General features: G+C 43.5%; 13 protein-coding genes. 8 read left to right on the top strand and 5 right to left on the bottom strand.

Features of this window, described 5'->3' with window-relative positions; translation table 11 throughout:
• The first annotated feature begins 10 nt into the window (after positions 1-10).
• The 3 genes from AB4135_RS04175 to AB4135_RS04165 all read left to right on the top strand — a co-directional run bounded on the left by AB4135_RS04175 (position 11) and on the right by AB4135_RS04165 (position 3522).
• A complete protein-coding gene (locus AB4135_RS04175) occupies positions 11-2128 on the top strand; it encodes an MtrB/PioB family decaheme-associated outer membrane protein (protein ID WP_371990577.1) in 2118 nt (705 codons plus the stop codon).
• A gap of 165 nt (positions 2129-2293) precedes the next feature.
• Positions 2294-2869: a hypothetical protein gene (locus tag AB4135_RS04170; protein ID WP_371990576.1), complete on the top strand. Its 576-nt coding sequence runs from the start codon at positions 2294-2296 to the stop codon at positions 2867-2869.
• Between the two features lie 29 nt (positions 2870-2898).
• On the top strand, positions 2899-3522 hold the full coding sequence (locus AB4135_RS04165) for a uracil-DNA glycosylase family protein (protein ID WP_371990574.1): 624 nt from the start codon (positions 2899-2901) through the stop codon (positions 3520-3522).
• A 132-nt stretch (positions 3523-3654) separates the two neighbouring features.
• Here the strand turns inward: AB4135_RS04165 and AB4135_RS04160 are convergent, their stop codons facing one another.
• The 4 genes from AB4135_RS04160 to AB4135_RS04145 form a co-directional block, all read right to left on the bottom strand.
• Positions 3655-6057: a M6 family metalloprotease domain-containing protein gene (locus tag AB4135_RS04160; protein ID WP_371990572.1), complete on the bottom strand. Its 2403-nt coding sequence runs from the start codon at positions 6055-6057 to the stop codon at positions 3655-3657.
• Between the two features lie 192 nt (positions 6058-6249).
• A complete protein-coding gene (locus AB4135_RS04155; protein WP_371990570.1) occupies positions 6250-9087 on the bottom strand; it encodes a TonB-dependent receptor plug domain-containing protein in 2838 nt (945 codons plus the stop codon).
• Between the two features lie 696 nt (positions 9088-9783).
• The gene (locus AB4135_RS04150) at positions 9784-11823 is read right to left on the bottom strand and encodes a GEVED domain-containing protein (RefSeq protein WP_371990568.1); all 2040 of its coding nucleotides are present in this window, start codon (positions 11821-11823) and stop codon (positions 9784-9786) included.
• A 581-nt stretch (positions 11824-12404) separates the two neighbouring features.
• Complete coding sequence (locus tag AB4135_RS04145; RefSeq protein WP_371990566.1) at positions 12405-14564, bottom strand: winged helix-turn-helix domain-containing protein; 2160 nt, start codon at positions 14562-14564, stop codon at positions 12405-12407.
• 366 nt (positions 14565-14930) lie between these two features.
• On the opposite strand from AB4135_RS04145, the gene AB4135_RS04140 reads away from it, so the two are divergent.
• The 5 genes from AB4135_RS04140 (at position 14931) to panP (ending at position 21370) form a co-directional block, all read left to right on the top strand.
• Positions 14931-16076, top strand: coding sequence for a sugar diacid recognition domain-containing protein (locus AB4135_RS04140; RefSeq protein WP_371990564.1), 1146 nt, complete (start codon positions 14931-14933; stop codon positions 16074-16076).
• Between the two features lie 84 nt (positions 16077-16160).
• Positions 16161-16694: a Tfp pilus assembly protein FimT/FimU gene (locus AB4135_RS04135; RefSeq protein ID WP_371990562.1), complete on the top strand. Its 534-nt coding sequence runs from the start codon at positions 16161-16163 to the stop codon at positions 16692-16694.
• A gap of 216 nt (positions 16695-16910) precedes the next feature.
• The gene (locus AB4135_RS04130; protein WP_371990560.1) at positions 16911-18269 is read left to right on the top strand and encodes a GntP family permease; all 1359 of its coding nucleotides are present in this window, start codon (positions 16911-16913) and stop codon (positions 18267-18269) included.
• A gap of 88 nt (positions 18270-18357) precedes the next feature.
• On the top strand, positions 18358-19515 hold the full coding sequence (locus AB4135_RS04125; protein ID WP_371990558.1) for a glycerate kinase: 1158 nt from the start codon (positions 18358-18360) through the stop codon (positions 19513-19515).
• Between the two features lie 211 nt (positions 19516-19726).
• Complete coding sequence (gene panP / locus AB4135_RS04120; protein WP_371990557.1) at positions 19727-21370, top strand: pyridoxal-dependent aspartate 1-decarboxylase PanP; 1644 nt, start codon at positions 19727-19729, stop codon at positions 21368-21370.
• An 8-nt stretch (positions 21371-21378) separates the two neighbouring features.
• On the opposite strand, the gene AB4135_RS04115 is transcribed toward panP, so the two are convergent.
• The gene (locus AB4135_RS04115; protein WP_371990556.1) at positions 21379-22017 is read right to left on the bottom strand and encodes a trans-aconitate 2-methyltransferase; all 639 of its coding nucleotides are present in this window, start codon (positions 22015-22017) and stop codon (positions 21379-21381) included.
• Positions 22018-23092: the final 1075 nt, after the last annotated feature.

Raw genomic sequence — 23092 nt, 5'->3', positions numbered from 1 at the left:
AGACGTGAAGATGAAATTCAAACTAAATTTGGTCACGCTCGCCCTGCTTGCTAGTGCTGGTGCAGTAGCACCGGGCGCGGCGATGGCTGTTGACGGCTACGGTATTCAAAATGCAAATACCGATAAAGTAAAGTTCGAAAAATGGGATTGTAAGCGTTGTGCAGTTGAAACAGGTTACAGCGGCTCTATCGGTGTCGGCGTTGGCTACAACGACAGCGATGATATTCATTCAGCAAATGCTTTTGCTGCAGAAGACGAATTCGCTGGTAAAGTTGATGCTGACCTAAAATATGCAGGCAAAAGCGGCTACCAAGCTTCTATTGAAGCAGATAACTTAGGTATGGAAAACGGCCGCGCTGACATCAATGTCGGTAAAGCCGGTCAATACAACCTAAACCTTAACTATCGCCAAATCGCTACCTACAAAACAGATAGCGCCATGAGTCCATACCAAGGGGTTGGGAGTGATGACCTTACCCTTCCTGGTGATTGGGTTCATGGTGGCAGCACACAGGATATGACCAACCTAAACTCAAGCCTTAATCCGCTTGAGCTATCGCTTAAGCGTAAAAGAGCCGGTTTAGGTATTGACTACTCTTTTAACGATCAGCAAGGTGAGTCTTTATGGAGCACGCATATCAACTATATGCGTGAAGATAAGACAGGCCTTAAGCAAGCTTCTGGTAGCTTTTACAATCAATCAATGATGATTGCAGAGCCTGTTGACTACACCACTGATACTCTAGATGCCGGCGTTCGTTTTAGCGGTGATAACTGGTTTACCGCCCTAAATTACAATGGCTCAATCTTTAAGAATGAGTACAGCGAACTATCTTTTGATAACGCATTCAGCCCGACCTTTGGTGCGCAAACCACTGGTTATATGTCGCTTGATCCTGACAACGAAGCCCACACGGTATCGTTAATGGGTCAATATGTGGCTGGCAAAACCATCATGAACGGTCGCGTTCATTATGGTCAAATGACTCAAGACCAAGACTTCAACACTTCTGGTTACGGTTATCAAATGCCTTCAGAATCGCTTGACGGTAAAGTTGAAACCACTGGAGCAACCTTTAAGGTTGTGTCACGCATCAATCGCCAGCTACGTTTAAACGCCAGCTACGATTACAACGATCGTGACAACCAAACCAACGTGCAAGAGTGGACGCAGATCAGCATCGACTCAACCACTGGTCAAGCGGCTTACAACACGCCATACGACATCACCACCAACAAAGCTAAGCTAGGTGCGGACTACCGCCTTGCACGTGGCCATAGACTTGAAGGTGGTTTTGATTACCGTAAAGATGAGCGCAGCTACCAAGACCGCGAAACCACTGAAGAAAGCACAGTATGGGCTAAGTACCGTATCAGCGCATTCGACAAATGGGACATGTGGGTTAAAGGCAGCTACGGCGAGCGTGATGGTTCTGAGTACCAAGCATCAGAATGGACCTCTGCTGAGCAAAATGACTTACTACGTAAGTACAACCTAGCCGATAGAAAGCGTACTCAAGTTGAAGCTCGTGTTACTCACAGCCCAATTGAAACGTTAACCATCGACTTTGGTGCTCGCTATGCACTTGATGACTACAGCGAAACTGAAATCGGTTTAACTGAATCGAAAGATATCAGCTACGATGCGAGTGTTAGCTACCTAATGACTGAAGACATGACTTTGACAGCGTTCTACAACCGTCAAAACATCGATTCAGAACAAGCTGGCAGCAGCAACTTCTCAACACCAAACTGGTTTGGTGTCGTTGAAGATCAAGTTGATGTTATTGGTGCAGGGTTTAGCTACAACAACCTGATGGAAAAGAAACTGCGTTTAGGTGTTGATTACACTTACTCAGATTCTAATAGTAATACTCAAGTCACCCAAGGGATCACTGGTGATTACGGCGATTACTATGCCAAAGTTCATAACGTCAATGTTTACGCACTTTACCGCGCAACAGACAAAATGGATGTGCGCTTAGACTATAAGATGGAAAACTACAAAGATAACGACGCGGGCAACGATATTGCTCCTGACGGGATCTGGAACGTGTTAAGTTTTGGCAGCAATAGCCACGACTACAACGCACACCTAATCATGCTAAGCATGAGCTACCGTTTATAGTTGTTAGCTTCTCTAAAAAACCCGCCTAGTGCGGGTTTTTTTATGGCTATAAATTCAGCTGACAGTCCGACCAAGATCTAGGTCTCACCAAATACTCCGCTTTCACCTTGCAGTTCCCTGCACTTTAAGCCAAGGTAAGTCATCTCTAATTGATTATGACATCCGATGAAACTCACTCCCGCTTTTGTAAAATCTTTGCTCAGTGTTTCCCTGTTTGCCCCGATGCCAGCATTGGCTTTTCAATCTGACACGACCAATATTTTAATGTTGGCAATTTCGTTAGGTGGCTTTTGCTTTTTCAATTTATTACTGACAGGCTTATTTTATTTTACAGGCAAATACCACAGCCAACGTTTTGCCCAGCTTCATACGTTAGTATCGTTAATTCCAGCAGTAATCACCTTTATAGTTGCGATGATTTATATTAAAGGAGCGGGCGCTATTTCGCTTAATATCGGTGTCATCATCGTCAGTGTTGCGCTGAGTTTACTGCCGATTCAGCTGAGCCATCATGCCAAAGCTCCTACAGAGAAAACCCCATTAATATTGGCTATTGTGGCGCTATTGATGATGTTTGTTGGCTATTACGCAGCGCCACTAACCATATTTGCGATCGCTATCGCCCATGTTGCTGTACTGAGCCGTGGCAGTATTGGCGTAAAATTACTGAGCTACGCTACACTCATTGCAGGGTACAGCTACTTAGGATATTGGGCTTATCAAATTGCGCTACACAGCTAAATGCAACCAAACTAAGCTGAAAGTGAATAATGCCAAAAGACATCCGTCTCGATAATTTGCTTAATCAAGTACGCCAATGTCAGCTGTGCAGCGAACATTTGCCGTTTGCAGCCAAGCCCATTGTGCAACTTGGCAGCAATGCAAAAATATTGATCGCAGGACAAGCACCTGGGCAAAAAACGCATCACAAAGGACACCCGTTTGACGATGCCAGTGGCGATCGCCTCAGGAATTGGTTGGGGGTCACTCGCGAGCAGTTCTACAACCCTGAACTGTTTGCCATTCTCCCCATGGGGTTTTGCTTTCCAGGCAGCTACTCCTCAGCTGATAAAAAAAGCGGTGATAAGCCGCCACGGCCTGAATGCGCAGCCACATGGCGCCAGCCAATCCTCAAAGAGCTTAAGCATGTAGAGCTCACATTACTGGTAGGCCAATATGCCATTGAATGGCATTTGAAACGCAAGCTAACCGTCACTAAAGCTGTTGAACAGTGGCAAGAGTTATGGCCAGAAGTGTTGGTTATGCCCCACCCTAGCCCGAGAAATAATATTTGGCTCAAGCGGCACCCTGAATTTGAACAGCTGATAATCCCAAAATTACAGCGCCGAGTTTCAACCCTCATAGATGAGAAAAGAGTACCTAACGCTAGCTAAAGCAAAGCTACAACTAAGGTATGAGCTTATTTGCATACATAAAAAAACCTCAAGCCGAGTATTAAGCTTGAGGGTGTAAGGAAAAGAATGGTAAGGGAAAATAAACCAGTCACTCCATCAACAAAACCACCGTTATTTAACTGTTATCGTCAGTACTCCGTTTGAGACCCCTTGCTTTATTCCCCTAACGGCAATAAACCACTCTCCTATTGCTGGAGTATCAACGGCCACAAACTCACCGCTGCTATCTTTCGCACTATAACTGCGAGCACTCGCTTCCTCGCCTTCATTTAGTATCAACATCGCTGAGCCACCGTTTTCGTCCAGGCTCGCCTCAATCACAGTACTCCCAGCTGGAACAACCACCATGAAGTGCTGATAACTGCCGCTCGCCACATTAATGCTATAGGTCGTCACAGAGCTATTATCCCCAGGAGGTTCACTGCCTAGGTCAAATTGAGCCACCAAAGATACATCAGCAAAAGGCTGTCCGTTGTATCCTTTAACCACAAAGAAATAGCGCCCTTCAAGGGTTTCTCCAAACTCAGACTCAGTGCACAACTCCACTGCACTTGAACTGTTTAAGAAGCAGTCTGCACTACTATTGTCATTAACTACACCGTGGTTAACATATAGATCTGCATCTCCACCACTGTTATGGCTGAGCGATAACTGAAGCTTGCTTGCCCCTGCCGGCACGTCGATATAACCCATTACAGCCTCACCTTGGTTTGCCGCCAAAGACACAGGCACACCATTTTGTAATACAAGCTCCTGCGTTGCCGCGGCGCTGCCTAAATCAAAGGTCATTACCGCCCCTTTGGCGGAGATGCTGGTCATCGCTAAACCGCTTTCACTGCCGTCCCACCACTGGTTGCTTGGTTGGCTTTGGCTAGAAAACTCTGTATCCCAGTCTTGCTCGGTGCTGTATTCGTCACTGCCACCATCACCGTCTTCGCCGAATAAATCATGAATATCGCCATCATTAAAATCATGCTCTAGGTCGAAATAGTGATCAGCACTGACAAGTTGTACGCCATTATGCAACGTCGAGCAGTCTTGAAAGCCCAGATCACATGGGTAAGCATTCACATCGCTTTGGGCTGTGCCATCTGATTTAGGCGCCGATATCGCGTCATCTATATGCCAAATCGCCAGCCCTTTTCCTGGCGCATAGGCATCAAATCCTTGTTGGTCGCGATTCTCGATAAGAAAGTATTCTTGAGGGTTACTCGGATTTTCATAGAGGAATGCTGTTGGGTTATTGGCCGACTCGCCAACTTCAATCTCGCTATTGTTAACACCATTGAGCTTAGTCGGGGCGATCCAACCAAGGGTATATTTACCCCAAGCGGAAAGGTGCGCTGGCGATTCTCCATCTCGGTTAGGCCCTGTTTTACTCCCCGATGCCATAAGACTCCAATCTCCAGCACCAGCAGTTTGTCCCGAGTTGCTGCCTCCGGTATCGTACAAATCTGGCAAACCAAACACGTGACCAAACTCATGGGCAAAGGTGCCAACATTGGCCCGAGTGCCAGCATTACTGAGCTCTGGTGCAACAAAGTAATCGTTAATGGTCACCGTGGTTGTAGGATCGGCTAAACAGATGTCATCAGTACGATATACCCCATTTCCATCGCCCTCAGTTTCAAGCCAGTACATGCTGTACTTGTGCGCCCATATGTCATTGTTTACGCCAACAGCTTGGTGCTCACCGTTGCCTTGATAGATAAATGAGACTAAATCAACCTGACAGTCTTGGTTGATATCAGCATAGAGGGAGAAATCGATGCGGGCATCGGCTGCCGCCAAAGTATCTTCAATCATCACCCCAATATTACTGTCATAACCCGCACTGTTATTACGGCCATAAAAGTCATGGGTTTGTGGCAGGTTTACCCAGTCAATCACACCACTGCTTCCGCCTTGCAGGTTCAGGTGGCCATAAGAGACTTCCTGATAGTAAGCTGTTAGCCCTTGGGAGTCTTGGAACAAGAATTGGTCAAAGTCACTGCGACTGACTTTAGGACTGGTATCGGCGAAATTAATCAAGATCACTGGTACATTAACTGTCCCAGAGACCTGCTCAACAGCAGTGGTATTAGCGCCACTATTGCTTGTCGATAGGCCATCCGCCATAGAACGCGAGAATAAATTTTGTTGATGAGATTGTGTTCGACGTAAATGTGCTCGTCTTTGAGCTTCTCCCTTAATACGCGGTTCAACTTCTTTTCTATTTACAGCGCTAGCTTGATTAATATTTATTGCTGTTTTTTTTCGGTAACCCTTGTCATCAAATTGAGTGACAAACCAATCACCACTCAGCTCATCTTGCTGTACAACAACCCCCTCTTGGGTTTCCCAGCCATGGGCAAACTCATCACCCCATTTTCGAAGCCAGACACTGCTACCGTCACTTTGTTTAAATTCAACCAACTTCTTAGACGCTGGTTCTGCGTAAGCAACGGGGTGAATAGCGTTTATCGTCGCCACGACAACACTCGATAATATTGCTAACTTAAGTTTATTATTCATTATTCTTCCTTAATTTAATCAGCAAAATACAACGAATTGTCTCAGACAATTAGATTACTTATCATTGGAGTTCAGCACAGGTATTGACTGAAAAGCAGAGCAAACCGTTTACAAAGCTAAAACCAATAGTTTGTTCGGTAATTAAGCAATTAATCGCGCGGTAAAGAGTTACCGCGCATCAATAGCTAATGGTTAGAATTGAAGAGTAAGACCCGCATTATAACTACGGCCTCTAATTGGATAAGTCGTTCCGCCGCTGCTCGCGCCAGCAATGCCTAACCAGTCTTGGTCAAATACGTTGGTTACACCGATATAAGCATTAATGCTGTCGCTAAATTCATAGCCTAAACGAGCATTATGCAGTATCGATGATGGCAGCTCAGGACGGTCGTATTTCTCAGCTGTCGCTGTGCGGCTCACTTTAGTAGAAGATACATAGTTTATCTGCCATGAAGCGCTAAAGTTCTCGATGCTATATTGGGTGTTAAAACTAGTTTTCCATTCAGGAACCCCTGTTACCCCAACATAATCGTACTCTTCAGTATCAACAGTATCTTGCCATGTGCTCTTTGTTAAATAGGTGCCGTATAACGCAAAATCTATGTCGCTGTTACCACTAAATTCCACACCATAGTTCACTTGAAAATCGACACCCTCTCGGATCATTTTTGCCGAGTTAACGTAAGTGTCGTTGACATAACTGATGTTACCGTCTGATTCACGGGTTACTTGGCCGCAAAAGGGGTTGTCAATCGAATCAGCATCAACACAACGCTCAGCAAACTCTTCAGCTCCAAATCGACCGATGACATCCTTTATCTCAATATTAAAGTAGTCTAGGGAGATGATTAGGTTATCGACAGCCGATGGTGAAAGTACTAGCCCTGCGGTCAATGTATGCGCGACCTCAGGATCTAACTCTTCATTGCCTTTGGTTGAACCGTAGCTGCCACCCGTGACCCTGAGTTCCGATTCAAAATCAGCAGGTACACCTAGCGCTGCACAATTGGCTGTACGTAATTCAGGATCATCAGAGAATGGGATCTCATCAGCATCACAAGGATCTGACATACGGAAAAAACTTGTCTCCTCAGGTGAGAAAAGCTCCGTTAGCTGCGGCGCTCGCACCGCTTTTGCATAAACACTACGTACACGAATATCATCATTAACCGCCCAATTGATGCCCAACTTCCAGCTATCATTCGTACCAGCATAAGTGTAATTAGCCACACGATAGGCTGCTTCGACATCAATTGCATCAGCAAATGCCATATCAGCTACGACAGGAACTACCACCTCAACATATGCTTCAGCAATGTCTCGGTCGACATCTTGAGCTGTTTTAGTGTTACCACGGTTAATACCCGATAAACTCACGGAAGAAGGGTCAACCTCTAATCCTTCCTGGCGATATTCAACACCAGCGCCAAGCATCAAATCTCCCGCAGGCAACATCACTGCAGGGCCATTGATATTGGCTGCAACGGTATGCTGGAAAGTCGTGGTGGTATCGGTAAATGGGTCAATACGAACATAATCCATTAACTCGTCAGTTAATGGCATAAAAGGGTTAAACTCTGGGCAACTACCTGTCGCTTCACATTCGCCAAAGGTTTCGAATGCGTAAAAGCGGTCGGTGTTAACACGATTCATTGATGTGGCATCTTTCGACGTTTTACCGGTCGCAGCATATGCATCCCAAAGCCACTCTTCGAAAAGCTCACCTTCAAGCGTAACCGAGGCCGACACATACTCTCGGTCAACCTCTGTTTCCCGGTTACCTAAATCGTTGAACGTATAAGGCACAGCAAACCAATTACTGCCGTTATTATCGTTGGCTATGGTGTCTTTAACAGCCTGAGGTACATCAAATGGCGCATCATTAACATTGACCCAACCGTTCCATGAGAAAACAAATTCAGGATCTAAATTCTGCTCCGACTTAATTCGACTGTATTGCACATCTCCTGATAAAAATAGACCATTATCAAACTCATAGCTGCCATTTAAATACACGCTGTATTTCTCTTTAGGCACTACAGCTTGAATAGGACCAACACTCGAATACATATAAGGGTTTACATCGGTTGATTGCTTGTAGTAATCATAAAGTTCTGCATCGGTGATTGCTAAGAATCCATTATTCAACTCACCGTCGCTATTTCGCCCAAACTGATAGTAGTCGTAATTATCCATCATGATGGTTGGTCTTTGTGCCAAAACGTTATAATCAGCCCAACCGATATTGTTCAAGGTAATTTGATCTGGGATCCCTGCAATATTTCCTCGTGGATCGAGCTTGTTGGCAACAAAGTTTGTTTGACCATAAGAGCCTGGACGATCGGCATAACGCAGTTCATTCTCTTTGAGATAATCCAAACTAACAGCAAAATTACCCTTACTATCATCGAAGTTGAAACCGCTTGTAATGGTAACGCCAGTCTGCTCAGCGTCGCCCTTTTCTGTGGTGGAGCCATAAAGGTCAACCTCAACACCTTCAAACTCTTTCTTTAAGATGATATTCACAACGCCAGCCACCGCATCGGAACCATAAACCGCAGAGGCCCCTCCCGTTAGGATCTCAACTCGGTCAACTAAACTTGCCGGAATATTACTGACGTCTGTAACAAACAGATCGGACGAATTAGCCGTTTGAGTTGGTCTATGGCCATTGATCAACACTAATGTACGAACTGCACCGAGATCACGTAGATCAACGGTATTTAACCCAGCATTTTCTGGATTATAAGCGTCTGTTGAAGCGTTAATACCTTGAAACTGCGGCAATGTCGCTAACATCTCATTTAGATTCATGCTACCCGATATAGATAACTCTTCCGCAGTAACCACCGTAACAGGCGCAGTGGTATCAGCACCAGCTCTTGCAATACGAGAGCCTGTAACGACTATTCTTTCATAACTTTGCTCATTCACCCCCTCAGCAGCACCTTCTTCAACCGCATGTGCTCCTTGAGCAACTAAGCCTGATAGTATTGCCACAAATAATGGCTTTAACTTCACTGTTTTCATAATCTTTCCTTCAAGAATAAAATCGTTTTTCTTATTGTTAGAAACTAACGCTATGCAAATTAGAATCACCGGGTTAACGACAACGTCGCCTTATATGCCCAAATGGATCTGTGCAACTTCATTTGCTGGATTGATTTTATACAGTATAAAAAGAGCCTATCAAGTCGATGGAGATTGGAAGCAGTTGATTGAGAATAGAGTTTTAAAATTAAGGTAAAACAAATTAAAAACAACAACTTATAGTTGCAGCCTTTATATCATATGAGCGCCAAATGATTATTTATGAGCAAGATGTTCAATAGAAATGATAAATTTTGATTAAAGATTATCGACATTTAGCGACAGCTTTCTCTATTGCTAGCCTATAAAGATACTTCAGCTTAATTTAGATAGAGCTGATGGAGCTACCGCCAAAGTCGTGTAAGCGTACTGGCGCGAACACAGATACAATAAAGATTAAACTGATTGAAATAATTGCTGCGATTCAGCTGGCACGAGATCCTCTGTCTTGAGTTAGTTATCAAACCCGTCAGGATAAGTAAAAGGATATGCATCAACATCCCAGATGAAGCGGTTTTCGACAGGGGTCAATCGACATAAAAGGAAACCCAGTAGCAATGAACTACTGGGTTATATCAAGAATAAAAACAGCTCAGGTCGAGCAACTTAACTTTCATCAAGTTGCCACATCTGAATTTAGTGCATTTGTACATCGATTTCTATCCAAGCACCAGCAGTGCCTAAAGTCCCGCCAGTAGTTTGAGGCGTGATAGTAAAAGCGCCCCATTTATCGGTATAACTCTTACCGATAACTAATGCACCATCCATAAAGTCGTCAAAATCATCATAATCGTTACTGAGGTCGTCAGGATGAGTATTGGGCGTCATGTCCAATAAGAACGAAGTACCGTAGTAGTATGATCTAGCATCTTCGTCAGGAAAATACCCTTGGGTATTTATCAATACTCCTTTTGTGTCTGCAGCATCTTTCGTCCGATACTCGACCCAATAAGTCACATCTCCATTACCTGCCGCCAACCTTAGTCCTATATCGCCATTAACAGATCCTTGATCGAATGCATATATTCTATACGTACCAGATTGTGTGACTAAAGGTACTTCAGCTTCGATTCCCCAACTCTTAAAGAAGTTTTTGTAGTAAAGGTTTAGCTCACCGAAATCCCAAGCATTATTTCCCATTAAGCTAAAGGCATTACCGTAACCAATCATTTCATTGTCATAGTCACCCACACCGAATACGGTATCTTGCCCATCAAGTCCCTGCGCATGATGCAATCCCATGGCATGGCCCATTTCATGGGCAATTCCACCAGCCTGAGAGCGTTCATCGCCTGTGTCATATAGACGTATAGCACCTGGATTAACACCCGCTTTAATGCCCCAATCAGAGATTTGTGGAGCCAAAATTAGGTAGATAGTACTGTCATCAATATTCCAAAACTCGGCCTCACCGAGATCGATAAGCCTTTGTGCATAGTAGTCCTTCCAATCATTGGCTTCTTTGTTATCCCACACTGTAATGTTCTCGCCGACTTGAATAATGTCATCATAGATCTCGTAATTAACCTCAAAACGGCCATAAGAGGATTTATCGAAATAATCTACAATCTCTGCCATTTCAGATTCAAGGCGATTAACAGGCCAAGTAAGATCAACATCGTTAAATTCGAATCTAAAAATTTTCACCGTCACAGAATCATGTTCCCACTGTACATGTGGACCATAATTTTTATCACTGTCGCCGTTATTATCACCGCTTCCGCCATTGCCTCCGTCAATCACATTGACTGCATAATCTTCAATTTCGCCATACCTAAAGCCATCGGCAGCAGCCGTACTATCACCACTCATCGCGACACGAACCCTGTGGTTTCCAGCCGTTATTCCACTCAAGTCCAAAATACCGCTGACATCAGCGCCTCGCTGACCGGAACCAGAGAAAACCTGCTCATTCGTGTCAAATGAACCATTATTGTCACTGTCTATCCAGATCCCCCAATCAGTGCTCCAATCGCTGTTAGGCGTTAACAAGAGCGGATCTCCATCTGTGATCTCAAAACTCTTGATGCTTGAATAATCTGCATACCCTTGGTCATCTCCAGAAGAAAAGTGACCTCCAGCTAATGTGATACTTGCAATATGCTCATTTGAGCCGCCCATTGGCTCAGTGATTAACTGGTAATCGTGACTAACATCAGCGCCACCAGAACCAGGGTTAATGTTGACACTAAAATCATGTACATCGCCATAGCTGTTATAGCCACATGAGTCAGCACTTGCAGGATCAGCATGAAGCAACACTCTAAACTGCGCATTTTCAACTGATACACCATTTGGAACTACAATTGTTGCTTGCACCGAATCAGATGTCGCACTCGCAGTTTGCAATATAAGTTCATCGCTGCCATCAAAGCTGGCATCATGGTTTAAATCAATCCAAATACTCCAATATTCGTTATATCGGTAACTGCTGTAACCTGGATTTAAGTTGATAACGTCGCCACTGTTAATCACTGCCCCATCTGCAAGTTCAATCCCATTAATATTGATGTTTTCGATAAATTCATAACGACTATCAGGAGATATATTACAAGCAGCCAAAACTTGCTGGCTTACTAAAGTGGTCATGAATGCAGTAAAGGTAAAAATTGATTTAAGTAAAAACTTTTCAATATTCCTTTCTGGTTTACGCTGTTTTTTATTATTTATATACATAAGTTGCTATCCGTTTTAGAAAGACAAAATTGCCAATAATTTCTGGGTGTTTTCGAATAATCATTGGCGACAAATTGTAATTGTTTGCTTACCTGCAACATTTCACATAAAAATACCATCAGTATGCGAAAGGTAAGCAATTCAATTCTAGGCACGGATAACGGGAAGCAACAATAGCCGAAAATCAACCACCCAGTGCAAAGTGAGGCATAACAGCAGCTGGAAAAATAAAGTTAATACAGGTAATTAGAACAATTAAGATGGTTTTATGACAAAGAATAGAAAATGATAAATATTGATTGAAATGATAAATGATTATTCATTTTAATAACTGATTATTCTCGATGTTGATGTAAATACATTAACCCTGCAAAATATTCATTAATCTGGACAATTAGCGTTACATTCATTAAACATCAAATATTCGACTAACTAGCAACTAGATTCAGGCCATTAGCAATCCACTGCATTTTAGCTTTACGGCATTGTCTAACTCATGCCAAAAGATATTGAGTCAGACAAGAATTATGTTAAGTACCTTAATTAAGTTGAGTTTAAAGCTGTATCTCCGCTCACTAAGTTCACTCCAACAAGAGTAAGCCAGTATCATTATGGGCTGACTGGATAAGATAAATAAATTGTTGATCTTCACTCAGTACTATATTCGGATACAAATTGGGTGTATCAAATAGATAACTAATAATTCCACTCGAAAAATCGTAATAATAGATAGCATTGTTTTTATCTTGAGGCTTATCCATAAAATAAATCCCTTTATCTACAACGACAAAATCATTGGTGGTGTAACCGTTCGCTATGTAGGTTCTATCTATTAGTTTCTTGGCTTTTTGCGTGTTGGCATCAAACTGATAAATATCGACCCCGGGCTCGGTGCGGTAGTAGAGCATACCTTTACCACCATCCTGCACCATATTGGCATTCTTCAGCAAAGGCAGTGATTCTATAGGGTAACCTGAACGACCCATCTTAACGGCTTTTGATTGCTTATCATCAAATGCGGCGAAGTAGATTGACTGATTATCTGCCGAATACGTTCCTGCATATAATAATTCCCCTTTTGGACACAAAGGGCTATCTTTACCAGTATTAATATTGAAAGTTCGACAACTGCCACCCACGGTCATTAATGCTTGTTCAGTGCCACGCTGCCAATGCAAGCTTAATGGATAGCGGTAATAGGTTTGCTCAACAAACTGATCCAGTTTATACGCTTTACCTGCTTTATAACGCCACAACTCTAATTGTCGATTAGGTTTAACTGAAACGAAGATAAAACCACTTTCATCAACCCCTTCAATTGCTCGTATAGACAAGCCGTTATTGACCAGCAAAACTTGACTTCCATCGCCTCCAAAAACTGGATTACGATAACCCACAATCTCGGTTGTGAGTGAAGATAGTCCCCAGTCCTGTTGCAATAAAAACTGTTTTTTACCTGGTACTTTAAGCGGCCAATAGCCAATAAATGATGCATCGGAAATCTGTATAGATTGATTATCGGCGATATTATATTGCGCCAGATGGCCATGGCTATCAATATAAAATACTGACTGACTATCATCACTAAAGCTCAAATTCAGTCGCATATGAGTTAAGCTAACACTAGTCTGAACGAACTCTTTGGCTTGTATGTCATATAGAATTAGCTCTACATCCCAATAGCTATTAGCGCGCAATATAGCTAGCCACTGTTGGTTTGGCGATACCACACTGGAAAAGTCACCATGAGAGTTCAACGCGGGGGAGCTTATCTGTTCACTCACACCTGTAGAAGTATCAAACAAATATATTTTTTTAGGTGCCCAAGGGGCTTCATGAATACTGTAAAAAAAGTGTGTTTCATCCAGCCAACTTATCGACGGTGACAAATTAGTACGCTTGAGAGGGATCACTCTACGCTCTTGAGATGCCTTCATACTGTGGTTATCAAAAGCAGCAATATAGATCCCTTCTTCACCGAGTTTGAGCCGGTGAAAAGCGATCTTTTTACCACTAGGTGAAATACTGGAGAAATTATCATTGTTCCCCGCGCTTTCAAACAGCTTTACGCCCAGCTGCGGTGAAACCATATTAGCTGCAAACAGTTCCCAGCCTTCGTCTTTAGCACTTTTATTTGAGTACAGAATAAATGAACCATCGGCAGCAATACTCGGGGATTGCTCTCGGCCTAGTTGCTCTGTTAATAGATGCGTATCTCTATATAACTTAGGGCTAGATAATTGATAAAAACCGACAATAAGTAGACATACAATACAAACTAATAGGCTTAATATTAAAATGGCGGCTGTACGTGGCTGCTTGCGAGCATGTTTTTTCTGGTTATTAGTTGTCGCTTCAACCATTGCAGGCGCTGACACTTCAATCGAATTCGGCACTGCCGTTTCATCGTAATAAGTAAGCGTCTCAGATAACCGATAACCACTGGTGCCTCCCCCTGTAACAGTGTGAATATATTTAACGTCAGGATCCAGTTTTGCAATACTACGGCGTAAACTATAGATATGATTATTTATAGTGTGGTTTGAGGTGGTGCTATTTTTCCAAACGTTATCTCGAAGATGGTCTCGAGTCACTAACCCATCTGCGTTTTCACAGAAATAGCACAATACCTTCATTGCCATCGATTGTATTTCAATCAACTCATCGGCACACTTTAATTGATCCGTGTTGGAGTCAACCTCGATATTGCCGAGCTTGAATGAAGGGGAAAATTTAGCCATTGAAAAGTCGTTATTATTATTTTATATGCAAAACAATACGCTATATGACAACCGTATGAATTACAAGTTACCAATTGTAATAAGGCTTACAGAGATGGCATATGCAAAACGATACTATAAAAATAAGTTGATAAGTCTGTTACAACTGTTTTCAATCAGCCAGCACGACTAATATTTTTCTTATTCGCTATTGGCGGTAGTGGCCATTAAGCGACTCAGCCGACCTCTGCCGGTTTATTACATCTCAATTTCGCCTCAAACAACCCCTATAAGCTAATTGTTCCTGTCTTCAAAAAGAAAGCCATACTTCATAGTTAAGCAAGGCAAAATACCTTAAGCTAAAACAAACATCTTTGAGCTCTCAGTATGTACTTTTTAGATGGCCAATTGGCCAAGCAGATTGTCAATCGCACCATGAAGATCATTGGGCATAATATCAATGTGATGAACAAATACGGCGTCATTATGGGTTCGGGAGAACCTCACCGTATTGGCGAAGTACACGAGGGTGCCTTACTGGCAATTAGTCAGCAAAGAACAGTCGAGATAAGCCGAGCCAGTGAAGACACATTGCAAGGCGTAAAAGCAGGGATAAACCTGCCGCTGCATTATAAAGGTGACATCATAGGGGTCATTGGCATTACTGGAGAGCCCACAGAGCTAGGCCATTACGGCGAGCTGCTAAAAATGACCGCAGAAATTATTGTTGAACAAGCAAACTTCATAGAGCAAGCGCAGTGGCAGTCTCGGCAAAAAGAGGAATTGATCATTGAACTCATCAAAGCTGATGGCCCTTTCAGTGCCCATCAACGCAGCTGGGCATCTCAGCTAAATATCGATTTAGAAGCGCCGCGGGTCGCCGCTATCATTCAAGTGCAAACCGATGAAGAGGAAACTTCAGCTAATTCGATGTTGAAGCAAATACTGCATTTACTGGAAAACCCTTCACGCGGTAACTTGGTTGCCATGACCTCGATGACTGAACTGGTTATCTTAAAGCCTGCTTTTCTAGACGGTAAAGCATGGGATGCTGAACTTGAGAGTGAGCGTATCGACCAGCTTATTGCTCGTTTACCCGATGAGCTAAGAAGTCGATTAAAGATCTCTTTAGGACACTTTTTTCCGCAACCACAGCAGATTAATCGCTCATATCAAACGGCATTAGAGACCTTGGCTATTGGTCAGCAAATGCAGCCCAGTCAAAGTAAATATCTCTATGAAGACTATTCGTTGTTAGTACTACTCAGTGCACTGAAAGATAACTGGCGCGGACAGGAGCTAATGGCGCCCTATCAATCTTTAATCGATGCCGATAAAAACGGTCAACTGACCAAAACTCTTACCACCTATCTACAACATTTTGGTGATCTACAACAATGTGCTAGTGCCCTATTCATTCACCGCAATACGCTTCGTTATCGCCTTGATAAAATAGAAGCGATCACCGGCAGTAATTTGCAACAACTCGATGGCTTGTTGCAACTATATTTAGGGCAGGTATTATTAGAATAGTCATAGTTAATTACCATCAGCTATTTACGCACAAGCTTTTCGTTATAAAAATTGCACCCACTCTATACATACAAGGAACGGCACATGGTTGAGAGTCGACCTCAGACGGGATTTACACTTATCGAACTAGTGGTAGTGATTATTATCCTAGGTATTCTTGCCGTTATTGCCGCGCCTAAATTCCTAGACTTAAGAACCGACGCTAAAATTGCCGATCTACAAGCTATCACAGGGGCAATGAAAAGTGGCTTAACCTTAGTCCATAGCAAGGCCGCAATAGAGGGTGAAGAAGTTGAAGAGGGTGCCATTACCCATGCAGGCGTTGAGATCCCACTTTACAATGGATATCCAGCCGTAGATGGCAGTGATAGCTTTGATGAACTCAATGTACAATTGCAAGCGTGGCTCGACATCGACTCTGTTTCATTGACGACTATTCAGCAAGATAACAATGCTGCTCCACTATTTATTGATAAATCGTCTGCAAATAATCAAATTTACATCTTCTTTTCCGAGGACTTAGCAGATAAAAGCGTTAATTTTGATTGCCATATACTCTATCAAAATAAAGAAACCAATGATCAGTATGAACTGTTCGTAAGAAGCGACGACTGTTAAGCACGAATCAAACCCACCCTATTGTGCAACTGCACAATAAAAAACAAAAAAGCACCTCTAACTCAGTGCTTTTCACCAAAGAATTCATCAACATTGATCCGCATAATGGTCTAGCCTGAAATTCTATGTTTTCGCTTTAAATTAGCGAATATCATAATTGGCTTCAGAAACACCAAACCCTACACCTAACTAAAAATACCCCTACAGGGAAACGCTATGAGCCTCGTACTGATCTTACTGGCAGTGATTGCATTTATTGTCATTGCTACCTCAAAATTCAAGCTCCACCCTTTTTTAACGTTAATTCTGGCCTCTTTCATGGCGGCATTTGCTTATGGCCTTCCGAGTGCCGACATTGCTAAAACCATCACCTCTGGTTTTGGTGGCATATTAGGTTACATCGGTCTGGTCATTGTATTGGGTACCATAATCGGTACTATTCTAGAAAAAAGCGGCGCCGCGATTACCATGGCGGATGTGGTAATTAAACTGCTTGGTAAACGTTTTCCAACGCTAACTATGTCAATCATCGGTTATATCGTCTCTATTCCGGTATTTTGTGACTCAGGCTTTGTGATCCTCAACTCATTGAAGCAGTCAATGGCGAACCGCATGAAGGTTTCCAGTGTATCGATGAGCGTCGCGCTAGCAACGGGCCTATATGCAACACATACCTTTGTTCCACCAACGCCGGGACCTATCGCTGCAGCGGGTAACTTAGGCCTTGAATCAAACCTTGGCTTAGTCATTTTTGTCGGTGTCTTTGTTGCGGCAATCGCCGCACTTGCAGGTACACTGTGGGCAAACCGTTTTGCTAATGTTCAGCCTGATGGTGAAGGGGCTGAAGAGCTGCTAAACCAAACTGAAGATTATGAAAAACTAAAACAAGCCTACGGTAAACTACCGAGTCCAACACGGGCATTTGCCCCCATCTTCGTACCTATTTTACTTATCTGTTTTGGCTCTATCGCAAATTTCCCATCGGCACCTTTAGGCGATGGTGTAGTGTTTGATGCATTGGCATTTCTCGGTCAACCAGTCAATGCTCTCATGATTGGCCTTTTGTTATCCCTGCCGCTGCTTAAAAGTAGCGACAAAGTCAAAGAGTTCAGTGAGCGCATTAGCCAAGGCTTAGTCGTTGCAGCTCCTATCCTACTGATCACAGGTGCTGGTGGTGCGTTTGGCGCAGTGCTTAAAGCAACTGAAATTGGTACTTTTTTAGGAACATCACTGTCGGCACTCGGGATCGGTATCTTTATGCCATTTATCGTTGCTGCAGCACTTAAGTCTGCGCAAGGTTCGTCGACTGTCGCGCTAGTGGCGACTTCAGCGTTGGTCGCACCAATGCTAGGTGATATAGGTCTTGCAAGCGACATGGGCCGCGTATTGACGGTTATGGCTATTGGTGCAGGCGCAATGACGGTATCTCACGCTAACGACAGCTTCTTCTGGGTAGTGACTCAGTTTAGCCGCATGAGCGTTAAACAGGCCTATAAAGCACAAACAATGGCAACACTGGTTCAAGGCCTTACCGCCATGACGGTGGTGTACATATTGAGCTTAGCCTTGCTATAAGCCAATAGTAAACGGCGAGCAACCACGCTCGCCTTACTCGGTAATCTAGCCTTTAAAATTCAGCTATTTGTAATAATAGGAACACTGCATGAAAATTGTGATAGCCCCCGATTCATTTAAAGAAAGCCTAACCGCAATGGAAGTGGCTAACGAAATTGAGCGAGGATTTCGCACTGTATTACCTAATGCTGAATATATAAAAATACCTGTCGCCGATGGTGGTGAAGGGACGGTACAGTCGATGGTTGATGCCACAAACGGTCGCTTAATTCGGACAATTGTGTCGGGGCCATTTGGCAATAAAGTGAATGCTTTTTATGGCATTTTAGGCGAAAGCTATCATGGTCATGAAAAAACTGCAGTCATCGAAATGGCAGCGGCCTCTGGCTTGCATTTAGTCAGCGGCGAGCAACGCAATCCACTGTATACAACAAGTTACGGTACAGGTGAACTTATTGTGGATGCCCTAAACCGTGGTATTAAGCACATTATTATCGGCCTTGGTGGCAGCGCGACCAATGATGGCGGCGCGGGTATGGCACAGGCCCTCGGTGCCCATCTTTTAGATGTCAATAACAAAGCCATTGCCCCTGGCGGCGCAGCGCTAGCAAGCTTGCAGAGCATTGACCTAACAGAATTACACCCTTTACTGGCTCAGTGCCGTTTTGAAGTCGCTTGTGACGTGAATAACCCACTGTGCGGTGACCAAGGCGCGTCGGCTGTATTTGGCCCACAAAAAGGCGCAACCACCGAGATGGTGCAACAGTTGGACAATGCGCTAAATCATTATGCTGATATGATTGCAAAAGCGGGTATTAAAGATAACCGCAACGTAAGTGGTGTCGGCGCAGCAGGCGGCATGGGATTGGGTGTGATGGCATTTCTAAATGCTACGCTAAAACCTGGAATCGATATTGTGATGCAAACCGTTGATCTGGCCAGCCATATCAAAGGTGCTCAGTTAGTGATCACTGGAGAAGGTCGACTCGATAGTCAAACCTTACATGGCAAAACCCCAATGGGTGTTGCTGGAGTTGCAAACCGCTTAAATGTACCTGTCATTGCTATTGCAGGTTGTGTCAGTGATGATGCAAATGTGCTACTTGAGCATGGCTTTAAGGCACTATTCTCAATAACGCCGCGGGCACTGCCATTAAACGAAGTGCTCGCTAACGCTAAAAATAATTTATACGCAACGAGCAAAAATGTAGCAGCGCTTTACGCACTGTCAGCAGACAGCGAATAAAACAGACCAGATCAAATAGATAATTCTGAAACTAAAGAAGGCTCTATGCCTTTTCCAGAACAAGCATTTGCAAAGCTAATTGAACGCATTGTGTTAATCACAATGCGTTTTTCTACTTGATGCGCTATAAAGCTTACAGTAAAGTGACCCTCCCAAGTTAAAGACTGATCCAGCGCACAAAAACTGTGTAATAAGTAGAGATTGTTAGCCAATGACACCTAGACGAGCCACAGCTTCTGAAGAGGCACTACTGAGAATATTTACCGTTCCAGAAGCCCCAGATTCAACCCTTAGTGTTATTGAGCAAAATATCTCACAGAATTTAATGGGCTTTTTACAGGAAAGTGTGGTCGCGGTTGAGAAACCTCTCACCGAGATTGAGTTAGACTTCCAGCAACACCAGATCCCAGCAGCGCCACAATTTGTCTCCGACTATGCTGACGACATGATGCAAACCTTAGTGGCGCATTCAGTCCACACCTCTGCGCCAAGCTTTATTGGTCATATGACATCTGCTCTGCCCTATTTTGTGCTGCCATTGTCTAAAATGATGGTGGGCTTAAATCAAAATTTAGTCAAAATAGAGACATCAAAAGCCTTCACCCCACTAGAACGTCAGGTCTTGGGGATGATGCATCACCTTATCTATGCCGAAAATGATGGTTTCTATAAAAGTTGGATGCATAGCGCCAACGTCTCTTTAGGCGCATTTTGCTCCGGTGGCACAGTCGCCAACATTACAGCCCTTTGGACTGCCCGCAACCAATTATTGAAGGCTGATGGCAGTTACCGTGGTGTTGCGGCTCAAGGGGTAATGAAAGGGCTACGGCATTACGGTTATGACGACTTAGCGATTTTAGTGTCTGAACGTGGTCACTACTCTTTAGGTAAAACCGCCGATCTACTCGGTATCGGTCGCGAAAACATTATTCAAGTGCCGACCTCCAATGACAACAAAGTCGATGTCATAAAGATGCGCAAAATCGCCAGTAAACTCGCCGCTGACAATATCAAAGTGATGGCTATTGTCGGTGTTGCAGGTACTACCGAGACAGGAAATATCGATCCGCTTAATGAACTGGCAGATTTAGCAAGCGAGCTTGATTGCCACTTTCATGTTGATGCAGCGTGGGGCGGCGCTAGTCTGCTATCTGAAAAATACCGTCATTTGCTAGCAGGCATCGAGCGCGCAGACTCTGTGACTATCGACGCCCACAAACAGATGTATGTGCCCATGGGCGCTGGCATGGTGATATTTAAAGATCCCACTTTTGCCAATGCCATTAAGCATCATGCCGAATATATTTTACGTAAAGGCTCCAAAGATTTAGGCAGTCAAACCTTAGAGGGCTCTCGTCCCGGTATGGCAATGCTAGTTCATGCATGCTTAAAAGTTATCGGTCGTGACGGCTATGAAATACTGATCAATAACAGTTTGGAAAAAGCACGTTATTTTGCTAATTTGATCAATCAGCAACAAGACTTCGAACTCGTGTCAAAACCAGAACTTTGCCTGTTAACCTACCGTTATGTGCCGCAAAACGTGCAAATAGCGATGGCCACTGCACGAGCAAAAAATGACGTGAACAAGCTAACGGAGTTCAATGCGTTACTGGATGGATTAACAAAGTTTGTACAGAAACGTCAGCGAGAACAAGGCACTTCTTTTGTTTCTCGCACCCGGATAAACCCTGAAAATCAGCAACTGATGAATATCAAAGCCGTGGTATTTAGAGTGGTATTGGCCAATCCTTTAACCAGCCATGAAATACTGCAACAAGTGCTTGCTGAGCAAACCGTTATCGCCTCTCAAGAACAGGTGTTTTTACCGCAGTTGCTAGCCTTAGCGCAGTAAATAGTTATTTAGTCGTCGCTATCAAGCCTAGCTGTGATAAACAAATCGGTTACTTCACCAATCGGACTCAGTTGCTGTTTACGCTTTAGCGCCAACAACTTAAAACCGCGCCGGCTCAGCGCAGGCACTAACTGCTCTGCATGGTGAAAATAGGTATACACCTTATCACCATCACTTGAAGTATCCTCACGTACCTTTGGACATTCACCTTCCATCGTACTTAGGTACAAAATGCCCTGAGGATTAAGTCTTTCTGCCGCTGCATCGATAAGTGCTATTGCCTCATCTCTATCAAGGTAAGGCAAGCAAAAACCACACATTATCGCATCAAACCTTTCCGTAACCTTGCTTAAGTGGCGACTATCGAGTTGCAGCACTTCAATTCTAGGATTGTTCTTTTTGGCGAGCAGTAACATATTGGGCGCGAGATCGGTGGCCAAGATCGACAAGTTTGGTTTTTCAGACAGTAACATCTTGGTGATATTGCCTGGCCCACAAGCCAGCTCTAACACCCGGGCATCATCAGTCGGCAGATGGTTGATGAAAGAATCAAAAGTATCAGCATACATAGCAAGATCCATGTATTTGTCTTCATACCTTAGCGCTAATTTATCAAAAGTATTGACCGATATTTGATTATTATCCATTGCCTACTCCCTAGCACTTGGTGCTTTGTATGAGTTCCAACTTTGATGTCGTTGATTATTTAATCATCTACACTATCGTTCAATTAACTGTTCTACAACAGCTAATTTTAGCAAGGTTGGTGTACGGGTTAACAATACCGTTAACCCGTAAGTGTGTTCTAGCGTTATAAGCTAACCTAGTTTGGCAACTTCGACGGGGTTTAAGTATTTTCTATTGGCTTTGTGCGCCAGTTTTTCCGGATTTGAGTTAGGGTCTAACACGTTTATGCCCCAAAACGTGTTTCAAGCTATCGCAATAGACCTAATTATTTCTAATGATAGACACTATGTTATAGCTGCTCTTAAGAAAACCAGAGCAAAGAATTGCTCTCACTTATAGAGCCTTCAAAGTTAAAAATGAATAATTTGACAATATTTGGTCTGACGCTAGAATCGATTAATTGCAACAAGGTATCATCGAGAAGTCATGGAAGAAATCACAGTACAGCAAGATAGTTGTTACCTATCCACATCAGAACATATGCGAAGTTTTTTAGGCCGATGGTTCTATATATACACCGATAAGGGATCTCTAAAGCTTACGTCTAAGTCTGTAACATTCATAAGCAAAAAAGGCTTATGTGAGATCCCCTTGAATTCCATAACGGATATTAGCTCTGGGCATTACCCACGAACAGCGAAACCTTTACCTTTAAAATATGTTGAAGTCACATATATTCGAGAAGGGAAAAAGAAAGCAATTATATTTACTCCCTGTAATTCATGGGCATCCTCTGTTTGGAAGAACAACAAACTGGTAGAAAACTGGATATTGCTGTTGAATAGAACTGTACCAAAAAGGTCTCTGTCGCTTTAGCTCTAATGCTTCCACCAACGCATATAACTAATGATATCCATAAAGTCATTTTAAGCAGATAAAGTAGGACTGTTTTACATGCCTAAAAGCGAGTTGGCATTGGGTACTGGCTCGTTTGTGCCCCAAAGTGAGTTGGCCCTCTATTAATTTTATCAAGCTACGCTTGACCTAAGTCGTGGCGCTTCGCCCACACCAGAGTCAAGGGGCAAAGCGCTTGCG

The sequence above is a fragment of the Shewanella sp. 10N.286.54.B9 genome (genome assembly GCF_041468565.1).
Lineage (GTDB): Bacteria > Pseudomonadota > Gammaproteobacteria > Enterobacterales > Shewanellaceae > Shewanella.
Note: the sequence above shows the minus strand (reverse complement) of the source record. Positions and strands in the feature narration are given on the sequence as shown.